Source organism: Porphyromonas sp. COT-290 OH860 (assembly GCF_000768935.1).
Classification (GTDB): Bacteria; Bacteroidota; Bacteroidia; order Bacteroidales; family Porphyromonadaceae; genus Porphyromonas.
In genome coordinates this window covers 1-20357 of sequence record NZ_JRAR01000053.1, presented here as the reverse complement: position 1 = coordinate 20357, position 20357 = coordinate 1, and the positions used below count along the sequence as shown (strand labels likewise).

The following is a 20357-nucleotide window of genomic DNA, read 5'->3' as shown; positions in this document are numbered from 1 at the left end:
GATATTTGCACACTATTGGGGGCTGCACAGCCAAGTACAGCCCCCAATAGTGGATATTATGGACGACCCCTCTAGGCGATGGAAGTGCGCTTCCTTTTGTAAATCCAGAGCAATGCCAAGACTGAGAGTAACCCCTTGAGCATGGACGAGAGGCTGATGGCCCACCAGATTGCCTCCAAGCCCCAGCCTAGAGAGATGAAGTAGAGTGCTATAGGGATGCGCAAATAGTTGCCAAAGATGCTGATACCAGCCGGTAGATAGCTACGTCCCATACCATAGAATAGCCCTTGGGTCGTGATCTCCGCCATCATGAAGATCTGCGAATAGCCACTGATGCGTAGGTACACTGAGCCAGACTGATAGGTCGCAGGTTCGGGGACAATCAGAGCAAACAACCCCTCTCCCCAAAAGACGAAGATGAGCGTCCCGATAAGACCGATGAATAGCGTGTGAGCCAGAGCTATGCGGTAGGTGCTGTACACTCTGTCACGCTTACCCGCTGCGTGGTTCTGCCCTACGATGGTGCAGAGCGCAGTGGTGATGCCTTGGGAGGTATTCCATGTGAGCGCCTCTAGCTGTCCTCCAGTAGTCAGCGTTGCTACGCCAATGTGTCCGCCTACCGACGAGGCCAAGCGCCCCATGTAGATGCTTACCAGAGCGAATAGGACGTTGAGCGAGGCGGCGGGTAGACCAATCTGCGTGATACGCCAAACTAGTGGCCACTTAAGGCGGGTAAGTAGTGGGAAACGCTCAAACAGATGATCCTTGATGCGCAACCTATAGAGGAAGTAGATGAGTGTGATGAGCTGGCTAAGTACGGTCGCCCAAGCTGCCCCTGCTACGCCTAGGTTCATCACATGGATAAACAAGGGGTCTAGCACCATATTGCACACCAAGCCCAAGCCCAGTACGCGGAAGGGGACACTGCTATTGCCCGAGGCATTGTAGATGCCGAATAGGGCTGCCGTGAGGAAAATCTCGGGGAAGCCGATTAGGCTGATGTACATATAAGTCAAGGCATCGGCCCTTACCTCTGGCTCTAGCAGGTACAGATCGACCATCTCTGTGGCGAAGAAGCCAAAGAGTAGCGCGACGCTCACCCCGATGATGAAGCTAAGCGTCGTATTGTGCGAGGCGTAGACACGTGCCAGATCGATATCGTTGCGCCCGATACTCTGGGCGATGGTTACCTCGCTACCTGTCTTGTTGAAGTATGCGATCGAGTGGGCGATCCAGAGAAAAACCGAAATTGTCCCCACTGCAGCCACAGCCTCACTGCTTAGCCGTCCGAGCCAAGCCATATCTGTGAAGCTGTAGGCCATCTGCACAAAAGACGTCCCCATGATGGGCAGAGCCAGTTTGTACAGATGGCTACGCAGATTGCCTGTTGTAAGATCCTTGACCGTCGCCATTACTGTATGAATAGTAGCTCTCTATACTTGGGCAGTGGCCACATCTCGTCATCCACGATGAGCTCTAGATGATCGATGTGGTAGCGAATTTTGGCGAGGTAGGGCAAGACGTTGTCGTGGTAGGCATAGGCACGCTCGTGCATGCTCTCGATGCGGTTCGCCTTCTTGCGCTCCTCTACCATCTCCTCTACCATCGTATGCACCGAGCTTAGATGGCGACTCATCTCGGCGATCAGGTGCTTAGGCCCCGAGGCAAGCTCCTCGTACTGCTCACCCTCGAAGACGTTTTTGAGCTTGGTCACATTGTCTAGTAGCATCGTCTGGTACTTCGTCGCTACGGGGACGATGTGGTTGAGCGAGAGGTCGCCCAGTACACGGCTCTCGATCTGAATTTTCTTGACGAAGATCTCCCACTTGACCTCGTTGCGTGCCTCCAATTCGGCCCGAGTGAGCACCCCCATCTGCTCGAAGATACGAATGGACAGCTCTGCCGTGTAGGCTTCATATAGACGAGGGACATGCACATCTACATCTAGTCCACGGCGTATGGCCTCGGCATGCCACTCCTCGCTATATCCATTACCTCCAAAGCGTATGGGTGCGGACTCCTTGATATATTGGTGTATCGTCTGGAAGAGTGCCGTCTGTGCACCAACCTCTCCTAAGCGCTGCTCTACTTGCTGGGCAAATAGCTCCATCTCATAGGCTAGAGCCGAGCATAGGCTAAGCATGGCGCACGCAGGGTTGGCAGATGAGCCGACTGCACGGAACTCGAATCTATTTCCCGTGAAGGCAAAAGGAGATGTGCGGTTGCGATCGGTATTGTCAAGTAGGAGCTCTGGGATCTGTCCTACACCTAGGCTATAGCCCTTCTTGTCGTCCATGACGATGGCGTCCTCGCTACTGCTAGAGAGGAAGCGATCGAGTACGGCGCTTACCTCACTGCCGAGGAAGCAAGAGATAATCGCTGGGGGCGCTTCGTGACCGCCGAGGCGATGCAGGTTGGTGGCTGAGGCGATGCTCGCCTTTAGGAGGGCATTGTTGCGGTACACCGCCATCAGTGTAATGGCCATGAAGGCAATGAAGCGTAGGTTCTCCTGTGTATTTTTGCCCGGAGAGAAAAGGTTGGCGCCCGTGTCTGTACCGATCGACCAGTTGCAGTGCTTGCCCGAACCGTTTACCCCCTCGTAGGGCTTCTCGTGCAGCAACACACGGAAACGATGCCGGCTAGCCACTCGCTTCATCGTACTCATGAGCAGGATATTGTGATCATTGGCTAGGTTGCACTCCTCGTAGATAGGGGCGATCTCGAACTGATTGGGGGCGACCTCGTTGTGCCTAGTCTTAATTGGTATGCTCAGCTTGTAGCACTCGTACTCCAGATCCTTCATAAACTCCTGCACACGCTCGGGGATAGCGCCGAAGTAGTGGTCATCGAGTTGCTGATTTTTGGCACTCTCGTGCCCCATCAGGGTGCGCCCCGTCAGACACAGGTCGGGGCGTGCGTAGAAGAGCGATTCATCTACGAGGAAGTACTCCTGCTCCCAGCCTAGGAAGGTCGTGCAGCTCTCTACGTCGGGGTTGAAGAAATTGACGACACGGGTGGCGGCTCTATTAAGCGCATCGAGTGAGCGCAGTAGAGGCGTCTTGAAGTCCAATGCCTCGCCCGTGTACGAAACGAATACCGTCGGGATACATAGTGTGTCGTCTACGATGAAGGCAGGCGAGGACGGATCCCAAGCCGAGTAGCCTCGAGCCTCGAAGGTATTGCGTAGGCCTCCGTGTGGGAAGCTACTAGCATCGGGCTCTTGCTGTGTGAGGAGCTTACCGCTAAACTCCTCAATCATACCACCCTCGTTGGTAACACTAGCGAAGGAGTCGTGCTTCTCGGCTGTACCATCGGTCAGAGGTTGGAACCAGTGGGTATAGTGCGTCACGCCGTGATCCATCGCCCACATCTTCATCGCAGCGGCTACTTGGTCGGCCAGCTCTAGGCCTATGGGTAGTCGCTCGTCGATGTGGCGAGATACCTTCTTGTACACCTCCGTACTGAGGTAGCGGCGCATCGTTTGGCGAGTGAATACAGCTGACGCAAAGTAGTCAGCGACAGAGGCCTGTACGGGATCTACGTGCAGAGCCTTACGCTCTGTGGCCTGCTCCAATGCCTTAAATCTCAAGTAAGACATTCGTTTTTCTAATTCTAAATAATATTATAATGTACTTCATATCATCGTGCCACAGAAGCAGAGGGAGAACCACTCGGACAGACTGCTTCTTGACCTTAATCCTAGAGAGCACAAAGGTACGCAACACGCTCGGCTTCATCAACAACCATACTTGGCAATCAACCAAACCAAGCCCACCATGAAACGACCAAAGGGAGCGTGACGATATTTACACTCGGCACACCCCCTTATTAGCTAATGCTCACACGAGTTCTATTCCAACCTACTCCGTGGCTCCCGACTCTGCTGGAGCTGAAGCTACTGGCAGAGGTTGCTCTGGGCGACTAATCTCTGCGACCGTCCCCTCTGCACTTGTATTTGGTTCACGGCGAGCTTGCTGCTGGCTACGGCCTCCACGGCGCTCTCTGCGCTCACGAGGCTCATGCTGCTGGCGGGCCTCCTGTTGGGGCTTCTCCTCTACTGACTCACGAGCGGGTTGCTCTACACGAGGCTTCTGCTCACGCTGAGGCTGTGGTTCACGCTCTGCACGAGGCTTCTGCTCACGTTGCTGTCCTTTGTTGCGCTCTTTGGACTCACGGGGCTTCTGCTCTTTCTGCTGCTTCTGCTCCTTCTTGTCATCATCTCCTTCACGGCGCTTCATACCCAAACGGCGAAATGAACCGCCTTGCGTCGGATCCCTATGTTCTTTCTTGCGATCCTTGATGCTCTGCAGATTGAGTTCTAGCGCCTCTACCGAGATCTGAACCTCGATGATGCACAAAACGAGTGAGGCAGCCAACAGCACCATACCCACGCCGAAGGTAATATCCCCAGCGACCATCCAACAATTGTAGATACAGAACATCGCAATCAGGCAGAAAAGTAGGCTGCCTGCCCCAAGAGTCTGCATCGCTCTGATGAGCTTGAGGCGTATGCGGAAGTTACGGATCTGCGCCAGCGAGGTGCGATCAGCTTCGGGATCGGCATCATACTTCTCCTTGAGGCTACGAACCACAGAGGCATAAGAGAGGAAACGGTTGGTATAGGCTAGCAAGATAAGCGAGATAGCCGAGAATAATAGCGACGGCGTAGTTAGGTCAAGGCCGTGCATTGTCTGGTTTAATTCTTCCATAAATTTTTGATTGTAACCCTCCAGTTACGGGCGCAAAGCGAACCATGTTAGCCTTCGATGTGGCAAAGGTTCGGGCGTTGTACGTTCTGCAAGGCTTTTAGTTTGTTAAAAAATATCGCCGATAGCTGATGCTTGACGACAGTAAAATCGACTTCGTAGCCCACTTCTTGGGCAATCGAGCTCACCTTCCCTTCCTTGAAACCGCAAGGGTTGATAAGCTTAAAGGGACTTAGGTCTGTATTGACGTTGAGGGCAAAGCCATGCATGGTCACATAGCGGCTACTCTTTACCCCTATCGCACAGATCTTACGTGCCAGAGCAGGCTTATCAGCATCGAGCCAAACGCCCGTCCCAGCAGGGTTGCGCTCTGCCCGTAGACCATAGAGGGCAAGCAGCTCGATGATAGACTCCTCAACTAGGTCTATGTAGGCCCTTAAGCCAAGACCATAGCGCTCTAGGTCTAGAATGGGGTAGCCTGTTATCTGACCCGGCCCATGGTAGGTAACATCTCCCCCACGCTCTACTCTAAACCAGTCGTAACCCTGCTCCTTGAGGTAGGCCTCGCTCATGAGCATATTACCCTCGACTCCGTTCTTGCCAAGTGTGAAGACAGGGTTATGCTCACAGAAAAGCAGGAAGCTCTCAGTCGGCTCTCCCCTACGCTTCTGCTCCAAGATCCGATCAAAGAGTTTGTGCTGCAAATCCCATGCCTCGGCGTAGGCAATGCGCCCACAATCCATATAGTCAAAGGGGGCAATAGGGGCAGGCTGCTCGGTCGCCCTAATACTCTCGGGCTGCAACGAGAGGCATAGCCCATCGTATGCAGGCCGAATATGGCTAGGAAGGAGCTCAAGCATAGCCCTATGCGAGGGGGCATGGTGCGACAGATGCGTCAGGAGCATCAACTCGGGCCTATCCTTGAGCTCGGACAGATGCGCCAAAATATCACGAATAGACTGATGCGACGGGTGCTCCTTGAGCATACGCAAGGCATTGATCACCACCAGACGCTGCTGGGACAGACGCTCCCACTCCTCGCCCTCCAACGTTTTCATATCCGTAATGTAGGTCATCTCCCCTATCTCATAGCCCAATATAGGGAGTTTGCCATGCATCACCGACAGAGGGCGTATCTCTAGGCCAAAGAGGTCGAAGGATATACCTGCCTCAATCTCTCGGAGTACAAGCTGAGGCGTCCCGGGATAGGGGTGAGCGCCGAAGACATAGTGCAGACGCTGACGCAGGGCTTGCAGTACACGCTGCTGGCCGTATATAGGCACCTCTGTGCGCCAAGCTATGGTGCGTAGATCATCTAGCCCCCCGATATGGTCATAGTGCTCGTGTGTAAGCAGGATTGCATCTATACGATCTAACCCTAGACGCAGAGCCTGTTGGCGAAAGTCAGGGCTACAATCGATCAAGATGCGTTTGTCTTCATCAGTGATAATAAGTGCCGAGGTACGCAGGCGTTTGTCCCGAGGGTCACTACTCTGGCACAGGCCACAGCCACAGCCGACCTCTGGGACTCCCGTACTAGTACCAGAGCCTAAGATGATAAGCTTCATGAAAATACTAAATACAAGAGGCTAACTGATATATTTCACCTCTGGATAAACCTCTACGGCAAATCGCTCGAGGACAGTTTGCTGCACATACTCCGCTAGAGTGGCGATCTCCTGTCCTGTCGCTCCTCCGTAATTAACCAATACGAGGGCCTGATGTTCATAGACCCCTGCTCGCCCCATACGATAGCCCTTGAGCCCGCACTGATCGATAAGCCAACCAGCTGCGAGTTTGACACGCCCATCTTCTAGTGGATAGACGGGCATCTGTGGATAGGCTTGGCGTAGGCGATCGGCTACTTGGGCTGGCACTATTGGATTCATGAAGTAGCTCCCAGCATTGCCGAGTATCTGTGTGTCGGGGAGCTTCCTTTGGCGTATCTCGATGACAGCTTGGCGTACAGACGTAAGTGTAGGCTTGGTGTCGTGCTCTGCGAAGTAGCGCTTGAGGTCTGCATAGTCAAGAGCGAGATGCTCGACCTTGCTCAGGCGAAAGTCCACGTGTGTGACGATATAGTCCGCCTGCTCCGCTTCTTTGAAAGTGCTGTGTCGATAGGCATACGCACACTCCCCTCTAGAGAAGCAACGCTCCTGACCAGACCGCCGATGTAGGGTGTGTACCGAGGAGATGAAGCGCTCGACCTCTACACCATAGGCCCCAATGTTTTGAATGGCAGACGAGCCGACCTGCCCGGGTATAAGAGATAAGTTCTCCACACCATAGTAGCCATGCTCGGTGCAGTAGGCCACGAAGTCGTCCCAGATCATACCAGCGCCCACACGCAGCTCTATCTCCTCGGCGCTCTCTCGCAGCACCTCTATGCCTGTGATGCCAGAGCGCAGGACGATACCATGAAAATTGGCGAGGAAGAGTAAGTTACTTCCCTCGCCAATATGCAGATAGCGACACTCCTGAAAGTATTCGTCACGGACAAGAATCCGAAGGTCATCTACACTATCGTAGGTGACGAACCAATCCGCCTGAGCGTCTATACCGAATGTATTATGGTGCTTGAGTGAAAAATCTTTTTGGATTTTCATTACTCGTTCTCAAGTAGCCAAGCATCCTTAAAGTCTGGAGCAAAACGAGCCTTAACCGCATCACGGCTGGCTGCGGCCTCCTCACGGCTATTGAAGCTCGCTACGATCACACGTAGCATACCATAGTCGTTCTTGGCGAGTACAGCGTTATAGCCCTTCTCAACCATTCTATCCTTTAGGGCACGTGCATTCGTTGGGTTCTGGAAGCTACCGATAACTACGCTATAGCGCTTGAGATTGTTGGAGTTCTCTCCCTCGATCGCTGACACACGTTCCTTACGCACAGAGATAGGCTGCATCTGGCTTGCCGATGGAGCTGGCTCTTCGTAAGTGATGGTACGATCGGTATCTTGAGTGGCGATCTCGCGCTGCTTAGCTTGTTCGTAAGCCTTGCGGTAGGCACTCTTCTTAGGACGACAAGAGCCCAAACCAACTACTAGAGCAAGTGCTGAGCAAACGATCAGAATCTTCTTCATGACAAATCTGTATTTGATGTTTAGTTAATACTTAAATTATCTATGACTAAGCTGCTACATATATCTATAACAGCTTAGCAAAGGTACAAAACTTATCCCAATATCGCCCAACAAAACACCTAATAACATACGCTTTTTACGGTTTATTTGTTTATCATTGTAAACAAAACGCAAATAGCGTGTAGCCAAAATCCAACCTCCACAAACCTCAATTACATATTTATACAACTATGTATGCTACTTGAACTCCAATTAGGAGCAGAGGGTCTGCCCGAGCCTCAAAATCACGAATGCCGTATTTGCCCCCTAGCATGCCCTAGATTCCATTTATCCCCTCCTCTGGCTTTACCTCCCAGCGCAGGGGCAATACCCGCTTAAAACGCCATTTGCATAAATAACTCATAAACAAATACATAAAACAAAACTCCAAGCAATCTCAACAAGCCCAAGCTGACTTCTGAGAGATTCTTCCCATCAATATCTGCGAGTTGATGGGTATGTCTTGCGGCATTAGCCCATCAATCCAGACGAATCAGTCCTACAATCTTGCTCAAGGACGCCACAAATTTTCAAGAAGTGCCTTTCTATTTCACAAGAAACAAGGATAAATCCTTTACGTATCTTAACAGAAAAGTAGAAGAATGAGCAAGAAAACCGACAAACTGGGCGGTCATATCGGTCGTCTGGCATCACAAATCTCGAGGAAATAGGCTGCGAGGCTTTCCCCTGCCCTACACGATAGGGGCGGAATAAGCACCCACAATTCCCTATCTTTGTGCTACATAAAAGTATCTGATTAAAACATTGCCTTATGCCACGTCCTACAACCAAAGCAATGCTCATCCAGCAGAGCCAAGAGAATTACGAGAAGCTACTCAAACTAATCAATACCCTGTCGCCAGAGGAGCAAGAGCAAACCTTTTCGTTCGAAGATCGGGATAGAAACCTCAGAGATATCTTGATTCATCTCTACGAATGGCATCAGCTACTCCTTCTGTTCGTTCAGAGAAATATGTCAGACATTTCAAGCCCTTTCCTCCCCGAGCCATACAATTGGCGCACCTATCCCGATATGAATGTAGAGATCTGGCGAAAGCATCAGTCTACACCACTAAGCAAAGCGAAAGAGCTTTTTGCGGATAGCCATCAAGCTGCGCTACAAGCCTTAGAGCCATTTACCGACGAAGCTCTATTTACCAAGCAGTTTTTCCCTTGGACGGGAACAACCTCGCTCGGCAGCTATTTCGTTTCGGCGACCTCTAGCCACTACGATTGGGCGATTAAGAAGCTCAAACGCCACATCAAGACGAAGGGATAGGCTTCAACGCCAACTTCCCTCACTTCAATATTCCCTATCTTTGTGCACATAAAACCCAATAAGTAGCTAACGATGATTTTCGTACAATATCCCGCCTGTGGCACTTGTCAGAAGGCTAAGAAATGGCTCGCTGAACAAGGCATCTCTGTAGACATGCGTCATATCGTAGATGAAGCCCCTACTGAAACTGAACTAGCAGAATGGATTGCCCGCAGTGGTCTGCCCCTCAAGAAGTTTTTCAACACGAGTGGTGTGCTCTACAAAGAGCTTGCTCTCAAAGATAAGCTCCCCACGATGACCGAGGCCGAACAAATCGCCCTGCTTGCTACCAACGGCAAGCTTGTCAAGCGTCCCCTGCTCATCTCTGATGCCTTCGTCCTCGTCGGCTTCAAAGCAGAGGAGTGGGCAAAAGCACTTAAATAAGACCTTGTAGCTATGGGAATAAGAGGACTAGTCAAGTCTGGGATTAAAGAAATCTACAACGCCTTGTTCTTTGGGAGGGGAAGAAACCGAGAAAAGTACAAAGGAGATCGTTTTGAACAGTGGGTTGTTTCTCATTCTAACATCAAAAAGATTGGACAGGAATTTGGGTATTGGATTCTCCTTGATTGGCGTAGTGACAAATACATTACAGAAGGCTATTGCCCAATAAGCTCTAAAGCTCCTGATTTGCTATTAGAGTGTGCTTATGACAAGAAATTTTCTCGCTATAAGCCTGGTACCATAATTACAGTCGAATGTAAGTGGCGAGGTTCTAAAAGCTTCTATATAAAGGAGGAAGATGTAATGAAGTATGAATACTATCTTCAAAATAATTATTTGCGAGAGCCTATTGCTGCTCTTTTTTATGTGTTTGGTTTTGGTTGGATAAATGGTCGGCCAAAGGAGGTATATGTTATCCCCTCACAAGCGCTTTATCAATTCCCAGAAGGAGCAAGTAAGCCTAGATTTATTAAGTATGAACAGCATTATGAGTATTTTGCAAAGTACAAAGTTCCTGTAGACAAAATTATTTATAACCCCTTCGATATAGAATCTACAATATTGAAGAATAACAATTGGCTTCATTGATTTATAGAATGCATCTCCCTCTCTCTTCCGATACGATATGTGCTGTGGCGACTGCTCCGGGTGTGGGTGGTATCGCTGTTATTCGTGTGTCTGGTGCAGACGCTTTCCGCTTCGTGAGTCCGCTCTTTCGTCAGCGAGAAAGAACCGTACATCTTAGCGAAGCGAAGCCTCGTTATGCCCTCTATGGCGAGTTTGTCGAGGCAGACGAACTCATTGATGAGGTCGTTGTTACGCCTTTTGTTGCGCCTCATTCGTTTACGGGCGAGCATACGGTCGAGATTTCTTGCCATGGCTCCGTTTATATTCGTCAGCGCATCCTCGAGGCTCTTATCAATCAGGGTTGCCGTATGGCTCAGCCGGGCGAATTTACTCGCCGTGCTTATCTCAATGGACGTATGGATTTGAGTCGTGCCGAGGCGGTAGCGGACATCATCGCCAGCGAGAGCAAGGCACAACACCAAATGGCGATGAAGCAGCTGCGTGGTGGGTATAGCGAGGAGCTGAATGCTCTGCGAGAGGAGCTCTTACGCCTAACAGGGCTTATGGAATTAGAACTTGATTTTCCCGAGGAAGATGTAGAGTTTGCCGACCGTACCGAGCTCCTTACACTTTGTGACCAAATCGAACTTAAACTCCAAAAACTCATCGACAGCTATCGCCTCGGTAATGCCGTGAAGCGTGGCATCCCCGTTGCTATTGTCGGGACAACGAACGTCGGCAAAAGCACGCTACTCAATGCTCTCCTTGGCGAGGAGCGGGCTATCGTGAGCGACATACACGGCACCACGCGCGACACGATTGAAGACACAATGCACATTGGGGGCTACCTCTTTCGTTTCGTTGATACGGCGGGGCTTCGTGAAACCACCGATACCATAGAGAGCCTTGGCATTGAGCGTAGCCGAAACAAAATCAAAGAGGCAGACATCATTCTTGCCGTAGTGGACGGCACACGTCTTAATGAAGCTAGCCAGCTGGACTATATCAAGAGCATTTGGGACGAAAGGGGGGAGCGAACATTCATGCTACTTGTCAATAAAAGCGAAAGCCTCACCGAGACCGAACGAATCGGGCTCAGCGAGGCTCTACAAACGAAGCTCTCAACCACTACGACACCGCTATTTATTTCGGCTCGTGAGGGCAAGGGGATAAACGAACTACAAGGCGCACTCACCGATGTAATGGATACGGCTAAGGCAAGCGAAGCCGACCTAATTGTGAGCAATGCCCGCCATCATCAACTCTTGCGTGATGCCCTTGATGCTCTTCTGCGCATGCGTTCGGGCTTTGATATGGGGCTCTCGACTGACCTGCTGACACTCGACCTCAGGCACGCCATTACCTCCATCGGCGAAATTACAGGTCGCGACATCACCAGCGACGACACCCTCCACTACATCTTCGCCCACTTCTGCATCGGCAAGTAATGATATTAAATAACTGATAGTTAGCTATGAAATTAGTTCAATATTATGTACTAAAAAATTATCCTCTCTAAATATCTCAGAAATATTCTCAGGTGTTATCGAGCTATCCTTCTTAACTGAAAATACTAGTTCTGCTCGGTTATTTGTCCTATTTCTGTGAACCTGCACCGTACGAATATCACTATACATAGATAAGACCTTGTTTATCGTTGAATCTTCATCAAAGTTTTTTCCTTCCTGTGAGACTGTAAGTGAGATAGTCTTTTGGTCACTTGTTAACCCTCGGTTAAATGGGCGTATACCTCCCACTCCAACTCGTTCCATTCGAGCCAATCTTCTCTGAATATCATCTAACATCGAAATAAGGTATGTTGATTCGCCCTCTTTGACTGCAACTTCTTTCATTTTAAAGTCTTTATTTACCCTATATATAGGGTTGTCTGCCTCAGCCAGAGTTGCAATAGACTCGATTGCTGCTCTTAACTTAGGTTTCAGTTGCTCTACTCCAAACATGTCATTTTCGTAGAATATTGTCCTTTCATCTGATATGTCAAATGGAAGTTTAGTATGATTTTCAGCGATACAAACCACTGGTAGACCTACCGCATGTCTGACCGCTAGCTCGTACATAACATTTGGGTTAAGTTCTGTTAGATTCGCTATAACTAAATTATCTTTCAATAGATGTTCTATTATCTGCTTAGTAATAGAACCAGTAGTGTCTATTTCGTGAGAGGCTATAGCTTCATAGCCTAACTCAGACAATACTGGTTTTAATACAGACTTTATAACTCCATCTGCTTTCCTTCTTGTCTCAGAACTATCCATGCCTAAAGGAGTAGCAATAAAGCATTTCTTAATCTCAATGGTGTCAGTAGTGATACTTTTTTCTTTTTGCGCCATATCTTTAATCTATCAAGTATTTACAGTAGTATTTCAATAGAGTGAAATAATCTTTTACAGCCCTACGTGGTCGCCATTGTCGGAGGGGGAAGAGTCGTCGCCGTTGGGCTTTTCGTCCTTTTTGCCCGAAGAGGCGTAAGGCACGTCGAGCACGCGTTCGGCACGCTCCATGCGAACGCCCTTGAGAGCTGTCTTAACTTTCACACGAGGCGTATAGATAACCTTCGCCTTGTCTACGAGTTCGATGCCGACCTTATCTGCGCTATCGACACCCGAACCAGTCTTCGCCGTGATACTAGGGCGGAACGTGCCTAAGTCGCCACAATCCACGCTCTTGCCGTCTTGGAGTAGGCGGATAAGCACCTTAGAGGCGCGGTCAAAAACGGCCTTAACATCAGCCGAAGAAACTGTCGTCTCGTCCGCCACAAGGTCGATAAACTCCTCAAACTTTACATCAGAATGCAAATGAATTGCAGGATACCAAAGCGTCTTGCTGGTCTTGCCGAAGCCCGCTTTTCTCTCGATTGCTTTAATCTTAATCATAGTGACCTTAATTAACTGTTAATTAGTGGTTTAATTTCGTAATATCTATGTGCTTTTATCACGACTTAAAGGTAGAGATATTTTCGTATATACTCCGATAAATTTTCTTATATGCGAAAATAAATTTCTGTATATACTCCGATAAATTTCTGTATATGCACAAATTTCCTGCCGTATATACAGAACCTCGAAGATGCTCACGTATTGCAACGTCAGCACAACACTAATCTATGCCGACCTTGTAAACTCGAAGAAACGTGAAACAGCTGAGAAGATTTCATTGAAATAGCCATTAAACAACTCGGCCTTACAGTTGGAGCTGTAAGCCCGAGTTATCATAAATTCAATGGGCTTCTATACTTAATGTAATTGCATGAAAATCATTAGATTTGCAGAGAACACTTTTCAAAATATCGTTTTATGGTAGATATTCAAGACTTCAACGAAGAAAGACAATGTATTTACAAAGAAGAACTTTATTCCGTCCGTGACAATGGCTCTGTTCTTCGTCACTCTAGGGAAGATATGAGAAAACGCAAAGACGACGATGTCTGGACATTTGGAAAATACGATAACAAAAATGGGTATGCTCATATTGGAAAAGAAAGGGTTCATAGGATAGTAGCATGTGCTTTTATAGGTGAGCCACCTTCACCGCAACATGTTGTAGACCATATCGACACAAATAGAAGAAATAATCGCCCAGAAAATCTTCGCTGGCTAACAAAACTAGAAAATGTATTATTGAACCCCATTACTATATCTAAAATAGAAAACATCTGTGGTAGTATTGAAACGTTTATTGAAAACCCCTCTATACTCCATGGTCATGAAAAAACAGACCAAAACTTTAAGTGGATGCGAGCTGTAACAGCAGAAGAGGCTAGAAATGCATTCCAAAACTTATCTCAATGGGCTAAAGAAAGACCTGAACACAAAGGAGGTTCTTTAGGAGAGTGGATTTATCGTCCTATTCTCAGCACCAAACAATTTGTATCAAAAAACGGAATAGAGGACAACTCAAAGCAATCGTTAATACCTAACGCCGTGCAAGTTAATTGGCATGTCCCCTCAGAATTTCCACTTTGTCCACAAACCCCAACGAACCCAATTTTAGACTATTACAAAAACTTGAATAAAGGAGAAATCTTCTGCAAAAATGAATCTTATACTTCTATAATTTTAGATGCAACAATAGTAGATGATCACGCAGCAATCTTGGTAATGACAAAATCCGATGATGACTCATTAAAAAATTGGGCTTTAGCAAAAATCACCTATGCTAACGGAGTTTATTTTCATCACAATAAAGGTTCATTTTTCAGCGAAGACGGCGTTCGCAAATATTATACGCTAGGACAAGGGAAGGAGTGGACTGGTCCAACTCCTATTGATGATTACATGTAAAAGCAAGTCTCTGTTATCCTAATTTTTAAATATAAAATCCGTCAATCTACGAAAAAGACATCTACACGGTTCCAAGATGGTAATGCACAAGAACGTCTCCACAACCCAAATCTATGCCGACCTTGTAAACTCGAAGAAACGAGAAACGGCTAATAAAATTTCCCTGAAGTAGAACGCCCTATTTCCTTTCTTTTCCCTATACTTCCCGCTATTTCCCTGAGTGATAAATGGTGATGAATACTTGTTTATGTTTGCATCAAAACATAGACAAGTATGAAGCCTTTAAGCACCAACGATAACTATATTCCACAGCTTATCACGCTGGGATGTATTATGATTTTCTCTTTAGCCGTTTGTTCCATTGCACTGAATTGTGGAGCGGATGGCTTCACTGCATTCGGATTGTTTATCCTTTCCTCCTTGATTAGCACTGCTCTTTTCTTGGCTATACAGTCTATACTACAAGACCTTTTTCTTCTTTTAATCAAGTTCCCAAAAGAAGAAAGGACAGTGAAGAAACTTGACACTTCTCCCAAGATTCAGTTATCAAACTATGAACAATATCGTCAAGAAGCTTTATTGGCAAAAGCAGAGGAAGAGCGGAACAAGATAAATACAGTCCTTTCCTATACAGAGAAAACACTCGCCCCCTACGTGGTAGAATCAGAACTTTCTAACCTTTGCACCCAAATCTCTCATTTCCTATCATCCGACTGGAAAGAGGAAGAGAGTCGAGAGATCAAAATATCATCTCAGTTAAAGAGCATAGATTTGATGCACTTCGGGTGGAATATTGCCCAACCTTTTAGAAAATCACGCAAAGAGATCGCCACTTTTCTTAAATACACTTTTGCCCATACCTTGAAAGATGTAGAGGTGAGTTCTATCCAACGAAAGCTCACCAATACAGAGGGGAAATACCTTATTCCTCTCTGTAAAGACCTTTTCATTAATGAGCATTTAACCCCATTAGAAAGTTATCCAAAAGTTACTTGAAGGAGTTGTAGCGCACCGAGAGAACACCGATTTCCTTTGCTCGCAAATAATCAGAAACTCGCAGGGCAACCTGCACAAATTTATTTGCGAACATGGACAAAGAAATTACATTCGACAAGTTACCTGAAGCGGTAACGTATCTGACCGAACAGGTCTCTGCCATCAAAGAGATGATCTCGGCATTGCGTCCGCCTATACCTGAAGAGAAATCTCTCATTGGTATAGATGAAGCGTGCGAAGTCATTCAAAAAGCAAAACCTACCATCTATGCTCTCGTCCGTAAGGGGATTATCCTAGCTTACAAACGTGGCAAGAAGCTATATTTCTATAAAGAAGAGCTACTGCAATGGGTAGAAAGTGGACGTAAAGGTATCCTTTATGCGCCCTCCTCAGAGGAACAATTATCCTCCATAAGAGCAGGCATCCGACACAAGCCTAAATCATTCAAAGGATAATGGGCTATGGGAGAACAAACAATCGTGCCAGAAGTCCTGCTGGATAAAGCCATCGAATTGGGGTTGTCATTCTCAGGCTCTGCTTTTCCCATTGGTATCTTTCCCTCTGAGATACGAAATATCATTGCTGAAGTCCACGAGTGTCAAGGCTTTCCCATCGACTATATCGCATCAGCAATGCTGGTGGCTATCGCTGTGGGCATCGGGAATACACACCTTGTCCAGCTCAAACGAGGTTGGCAAGAGAGTGCAATGCTTTATGTGGCATTAGTTGGACGCCCCGGCACAAACAAAAGTCATCCACTTAGCTTTGCAATGAAGCCTTTTCTTGACTTTGACTATCAGGAGAATAAACTCTACGAACAAGCCTACACTGAGTATGACAATGTTGTACGAATGAGCCGTAAGGAGCGTATAGAGGCTGGTTATTCAGAGCAACCTACAGAGCCTATACGAAGAAGGTTTATCGTCTCTGACATCACGCCCGAAGGTTTGAGTTTTATCCATGCTCAGAATAAGCGAGGTCTTTGTTTGTGGACGGATGAATTATCGGCTTGGTTCAAGAACTTCAATCGCTACAACAGTGGCTCCGAGGAGCAGTTTTGGCTCTCTGTATTCAGTGCCAAGGCAACCATTAGCGACCGAAAGGGGAATCGAAGTTCTATCTTCATCAAGCATCCTTACATCTCTGTTGTGGGCACTATTCAGAAGAAGATTCTCGGAGAGCTTTCCAAAGGCGAACGCTCGAGTAGTGGCTTTATAGACCGCATTCTATTTGTGATGCCCAATCTTCAGCAGAAAGCCCGATGGAGCAAAACCGAGCTTCCAGAGGATACAGAGAAACGCTGGGGAGGGATTATTCGACGGCTCATAGATTTACCGTGTGCCAAAGATGAAGAAGGAGAAGTTTCCCCTGAGATTATTCCTTTTGAAGAAGATGCCAAGGCTCGACTTTATATGTGGCAGGAAGAGCATGCTCGACTATGCGATACTGAGGCCAATGAAGTACTTGTAGGAGTCTACTGTAAATTAGAAATCTACATCATTCGTTTTTGTCTCATTATTCAGTTGGCTCGATGGGTATGTGGCGAAAGTGAGAAGTCCGCTATAGACCTGATATCTGTGGAGAGAGCCATTACTCTTATTGATTATTTCCGTGATTCTGCTCAGCAGGTACAAACAGTGATAGACTGTACTCAGCTGACTCAACAGCAACGTCAGTTTCTGACAGAATTACCCGAAAGCTTTCAGACCGCCGAAGCCCTTCTGATAGCAGAGCGTATCGGAATTAAAGAACGAGCCTTTAAGGATTTTCTCAGTCGCAATATCGGGACGCTTTTTACCAAGGAACGACACGGTGTCTATCGAAAACTCGGCCTACAAACCTGATGCACTTTCTGCATTATCTGCATTTCTTCCCCTCTTGACAGATTGAAAGTGCGCAAAGTGTAGATAGTGCCTGAAAATATAGACCCCACAAAAAAAGGTTGTCTAATCAGATGACGAAAGTTGCCTAAGGTGATGCGACAAGTTAGACAATTTGATTTCGAGGGTTAGACATCCATTTTTCTGGGAATGACTTTATATCAAATTCATGTTAAAATAATTTTCTCAATGAATAATTACAGATTCAAATTAGAACCTTATAAGGGTGTGCAGACACGGCACACCTGCCCATCATGCGAACGCCCTCGATGCTTCGCTCGCTATATTGACACAGAGGGTAAAATAGAGTTTCCCGATAATGTGGGGCGGTGCGACCACGAGCAGAGGTGTGGCTATCACTTCACACCCAAGGCTTATTTCGCAGAACACCCTGCAATGAAGGAAGAGTTGCATTCAACTTCTGAGCTTATTCACAAACCTGTCGTTCTCGTTCCTCCCTCTTTTATTGATAGGGAAATGATGGAGAAGACTCTAAAGGGGTACGAACTCAATAATCTTTATCTCTTTCTCTGTGGACGTCTCGGAAAAGAAAATGCATTACAACTTATGCAACATTACCATGTCGGTACTTCCAGGCACTGGTCAGGAGCAACGGTCTTTTGGCAAATAGACACCAGAGGACAAGTGAGAGCTGGTAAGATTATGCTTTACGATCCCGAAACAGGTAAGAGGATAAAGAAGCCGTTCAATCATATTACGTGGGTACATAGTCTGCTCAATCGCCCGAACTACAACCTACGGCAATGTCTTTTCGGGGAGCATCTTTTGTCGCAAGAGACTCAAAAAACAGTGGCTTTGGTCGAGAGTGAGAAGACGGCTCTCATTGCCTCGCACTACCTACCCCAATATCTTTGGTTGGCTACTGGAGGAAAACATGGATGTTTCAAAAGTAGAAGCCTCACGCCTCTGTTGGGCAGGAACGTTATTCTCTTTCCAGATCTCGGTGCGACTGCATACTGGCAAGAAAAAATGTTGATGATGCAATCCATGGAAATAGAGGTTCGACTCTTCGACTATTTGGAGAAGTATGCTCCTTCCAAAGACCAGCATGAAGGGTACGATATAGCCGACTATCTCCTCCAAATCAAAACCAAAGAATCGGTGCTGAGCGAGTTGATCCAGCGCAATCCAGCCCTCAAACTTTTGGTAGAGAAACTTGAACTTCGAGTGGTCGAAGAGGCCAGACCAACCAAGCCTCCTCTCCGAAAGAGAGGACTTCGTAGATAATGGAAGCAAGTTTGTGTTTTGGGCTACCCAAAACCTCCCCAACGCCCATCTATCAGGGCGAAACAATCCCGATGGTCTCATCAATAAGACAAAAGAAACAATGACAATACAAGACAAAAATAGAGGTGGACGACCCACCAAAAAACTATCTGAAAAGAGACGTTACTCCGTCCTACTAAAACTGAACACCATGGAGTACTTTACGCTCAAAAGCAAAGCCTCCGAAGCTGGTGTCAATAAAAACGAATACCTGCGTTCGCTCATCTCTGAGGGACAAGTCAAGGCTCGCATCACGGTAGAGCAAATGAAAAAAATCCGCCTTCTCTCAGGAATGGCAAACAACATCAACCAGATAGCTCATCGTCTAAATACTTTCGGAGTATCCACTGTACCGACTGAACTAAGAATGTTGAAACTCTTGGTCGATGAACAACTCAAAAACTTGAAAAGATGATAGCCAAGATAATCAAAGGGACATCTTTCTCTGGGGTACTCGCTTATATCCTTGGTAAGCAAGAAGGTAAAGCCCGAATCCTTCATGCCGAGGGCGTAAGAGCCAATGCTCAAGCATCGGATATTGCGAATGACTTTGCCTTACAAGCCTCAATGCGCCCCAGTGTAAAGAAACCTGTTTGCCATACCATTCTCAGCTTCTCTGCCGAAGATACAGAGCGTTTATCTGATAAGGTAATGACAGATTTGGCGAAGGAATACCTCCAACGAATGGGCTACGCAGATACTCAATACCTCATCGTACGGCATCTTGACAGAGAGCACCCACACTTACATATCTGTATCAATCGAGTGAATAATGAGGGGAAAACAATTTCAGACAGTAATGAAAAGTATCGCTCAGCAAAGGTCTGCAGAGAACTCACCGAGGCTAAACTGCTGAAATGGGGCGAAGGAAAAGAGGCTGTAAAACGTCATCGCCTAAGAGGAAATGATCAACTAAGGTATGCCATCTTCGATGCAATACAAGCTGCACTACCCAAATGCACGAACTGGCAGGAGCTTACCTCCGAACTGCAAAAGCGAGGTGTTGAAGTACAATTCAAAACAAAGGGGCAAACTGAGAAAATCGAAGGAGTTATTTTCTCTATGGATGGTGTCAGCTTTAGTGGTTCGCATATCGACCGCTCATGTAGCTACTCCAAACTCTCTTTTGCATTAGAGCAAAATGCAAAGCAAGCTCTTTCTCTGTCAGACCTACCTAAAGAGGAATGTTTTATCGAAGAATTGAGCGAAGCCATAGAAAAGCTTGGAGAGGACCTATTCGACAGCAATGCGCCTGCCGTAGATGTTGCAGAACTTGTATTCCAACGTAAACTCAGAAATCAAGCAAATAGGAAACTAAAACGTAGAAGATTATGAACGACCAAATCAATGTTCTCCTCGAAGTATTGGAGGAAATCAAGCAACAGAACAGAGAACTCAAAGCGAATATCTCCAATTTACCACAACCAACAGAGTCGCAAATCGAAGTCGAGAATAGGAAAAATCTCGCAGGAATCGCCAAGATTTTAGAGGAGCAACTGGAGTTTCATCGTCAATTTAGAGAGGAACTTTGTCAAGTGATAGTTAAACTTGGAGAGCGCATCCACGAAATGAGACTATTGCGCAATGCGCCGCTCAAAGGTTCTTGTATCTTTCTCGGTGTTTTTTGCGTGTTTGAGCCGCTTTGGGAGCCTTGAATACTATCCCCCTATCCCCATCCCTGAGGGATATTTCCCTCAGGGATGGGGATTTTACGGTTATTTGACACCTTCAAGCACA

Annotated in this window: 19 protein-coding genes and 3 pseudogenes; 13 read left to right on the top strand and 9 right to left on the bottom strand. The window is 47.2% G+C overall.

Features of this window, described 5'->3' with window-relative positions:
• Positions 1–71 precede the first annotated feature (71 nt).
• The 7 genes and pseudogenes from HQ41_RS05390 to HQ41_RS05365 all read right to left on the bottom strand — a co-directional run bounded on the left by HQ41_RS05390 (position 72) and on the right by HQ41_RS05365 (position 7788).
• Complete coding sequence (locus HQ41_RS05390; protein WP_044188963.1) at positions 72–1412, bottom strand: MATE family efflux transporter; 1341 nt, start codon at positions 1410–1412, stop codon at positions 72–74.
• Positions 1412–3598, bottom strand: a complete 2187-nt coding sequence (locus tag HQ41_RS05385) for a glutamine synthetase III (RefSeq protein ID WP_044188962.1) — start codon at positions 3596–3598, stop codon at positions 1412–1414. Before HQ41_RS05385 ends, HQ41_RS05390 begins: the two co-directional genes overlap by 1 nt.
• A 691-nt stretch (positions 3599–4289) precedes the next feature.
• Positions 4290–4688, bottom strand: a pseudogene (locus tag HQ41_RS09865) (DUF2721 domain-containing protein); the annotation flags it as partial.
• Between the two features lie 68 nt (positions 4689–4756).
• Entirely contained in the window at positions 4757–5449 is a 693-nt protein-coding gene (gene lipB / locus HQ41_RS09970) for a lipoyl(octanoyl) transferase LipB (protein WP_369794229.1), read from the bottom strand.
• A gap of 159 nt (positions 5450–5608) precedes the next feature.
• A pseudogene (locus tag HQ41_RS09965) lies at positions 5609–6274 on the bottom strand (MBL fold metallo-hydrolase); the annotation flags it as partial.
• 21 nt (positions 6275–6295) lie between these two features.
• Positions 6296–7312 (bottom strand): UDP-N-acetylmuramate dehydrogenase, encoded by a 1017-nt coding sequence (gene murB, locus HQ41_RS05370; RefSeq protein ID WP_044188958.1) that lies wholly within the window; start codon positions 7310–7312, stop codon positions 6296–6298.
• The gene (locus tag HQ41_RS05365; protein ID WP_044188955.1) at positions 7312–7788 is read right to left on the bottom strand and encodes an SPOR domain-containing protein; all 477 of its coding nucleotides are present in this window, start codon (positions 7786–7788) and stop codon (positions 7312–7314) included. Before HQ41_RS05365 ends, murB begins: the two co-directional genes overlap by 1 nt.
• 811 nt (positions 7789–8599) lie before the next feature.
• Between HQ41_RS05365 and HQ41_RS05360 the strand changes: the two genes are divergently transcribed.
• The 4 genes from HQ41_RS05360 to mnmE all read left to right on the top strand — a co-directional run bounded on the left by HQ41_RS05360 (position 8600) and on the right by mnmE (position 11604).
• A complete protein-coding gene (locus HQ41_RS05360) occupies positions 8600–9106 on the top strand; it encodes a ClbS/DfsB family four-helix bundle protein (RefSeq protein WP_044188953.1) in 507 nt (168 codons plus the stop codon).
• A 72-nt stretch (positions 9107–9178) separates the two neighbouring features.
• Complete coding sequence (locus HQ41_RS05355; RefSeq protein ID WP_044188951.1) at positions 9179–9529, top strand: arsenate reductase family protein; 351 nt, start codon at positions 9179–9181, stop codon at positions 9527–9529.
• Between the two features lie 12 nt (positions 9530–9541).
• Positions 9542–10177: a hypothetical protein gene (locus tag HQ41_RS09770; RefSeq protein WP_052405301.1), complete on the top strand. Its 636-nt coding sequence runs from the start codon at positions 9542–9544 to the stop codon at positions 10175–10177.
• Positions 10178–10185: 8 nt separating this feature from the next.
• The gene (gene mnmE / locus HQ41_RS05345; RefSeq protein ID WP_044188948.1) at positions 10186–11604 is read left to right on the top strand and encodes a tRNA uridine-5-carboxymethylaminomethyl(34) synthesis GTPase MnmE; all 1419 of its coding nucleotides are present in this window, start codon (positions 10186–10188) and stop codon (positions 11602–11604) included.
• A 24-nt stretch (positions 11605–11628) separates the two neighbouring features.
• On the opposite strand, the gene HQ41_RS09335 is transcribed toward mnmE, so the two are convergent.
• Together HQ41_RS09335 and HQ41_RS05335 are read right to left on the bottom strand one after the other, a co-directional pair.
• The gene (locus tag HQ41_RS09335; protein ID WP_052405300.1) at positions 11629–12507 is read right to left on the bottom strand and encodes a hypothetical protein; all 879 of its coding nucleotides are present in this window, start codon (positions 12505–12507) and stop codon (positions 11629–11631) included.
• Positions 12508–12561: 54 nt separating this feature from the next.
• A complete protein-coding gene (locus HQ41_RS05335; protein WP_044188946.1) occupies positions 12562–13050 on the bottom strand; it encodes an HU family DNA-binding protein in 489 nt (162 codons plus the stop codon).
• 175 nt (positions 13051–13225) lie between these two features.
• Between HQ41_RS05335 and HQ41_RS09645 the strand changes: the two are divergent.
• From HQ41_RS09645 to HQ41_RS05295, 9 genes and pseudogenes are all read left to right on the top strand, one after another.
• A pseudogene (locus HQ41_RS09645) lies at positions 13226–13339 on the top strand (site-specific integrase); the annotation flags it as partial.
• A 131-nt stretch (positions 13340–13470) separates the two neighbouring features.
• A complete protein-coding gene (locus HQ41_RS05330; protein ID WP_044188945.1) occupies positions 13471–14457 on the top strand; it encodes an HNH endonuclease signature motif containing protein in 987 nt (328 codons plus the stop codon).
• A 273-nt stretch (positions 14458–14730) separates the two neighbouring features.
• Positions 14731–15453, top strand: coding sequence for a hypothetical protein (locus HQ41_RS05325; RefSeq protein ID WP_044188943.1), 723 nt, complete (start codon positions 14731–14733; stop codon positions 15451–15453).
• A 92-nt stretch (positions 15454–15545) separates the two neighbouring features.
• Entirely contained in the window at positions 15546–15908 is a 363-nt protein-coding gene (locus HQ41_RS05320; protein ID WP_044188941.1) for a helix-turn-helix domain-containing protein, read from the top strand.
• A 6-nt stretch (positions 15909–15914) separates the two neighbouring features.
• Complete coding sequence (locus tag HQ41_RS05315) at positions 15915–17297, top strand: DUF3987 domain-containing protein (protein ID WP_044188938.1); 1383 nt, start codon at positions 15915–15917, stop codon at positions 17295–17297.
• Positions 17298–17522: 225 nt separating this feature from the next.
• Complete coding sequence (locus HQ41_RS05310; protein ID WP_044188935.1) at positions 17523–18581, top strand: DUF6371 domain-containing protein; 1059 nt, start codon at positions 17523–17525, stop codon at positions 18579–18581.
• Positions 18582–18687: 106 nt separating this feature from the next.
• Positions 18688–19035, top strand: coding sequence for a plasmid mobilization relaxosome protein MobC (gene mobC, locus HQ41_RS05305; protein WP_044189159.1), 348 nt, complete (start codon positions 18688–18690; stop codon positions 19033–19035).
• Positions 19032–19955 carry a relaxase/mobilization nuclease domain-containing protein gene (locus tag HQ41_RS05300; RefSeq protein WP_044188932.1) on the top strand — a complete coding sequence of 308 codons (924 nt, stop codon included), beginning with the start codon at positions 19032–19034 and terminating at the stop codon, positions 19953–19955. The genes mobC and HQ41_RS05300 overlap by 4 nt, the downstream gene beginning before the upstream one ends.
• Positions 19952–20275, top strand: coding sequence for a hypothetical protein (locus tag HQ41_RS05295; protein ID WP_235316914.1), 324 nt, complete (start codon positions 19952–19954; stop codon positions 20273–20275). Before HQ41_RS05300 ends, HQ41_RS05295 begins: the two co-directional genes overlap by 4 nt.
• The last annotated feature ends 82 nt before the right edge of the window (positions 20276–20357 follow it).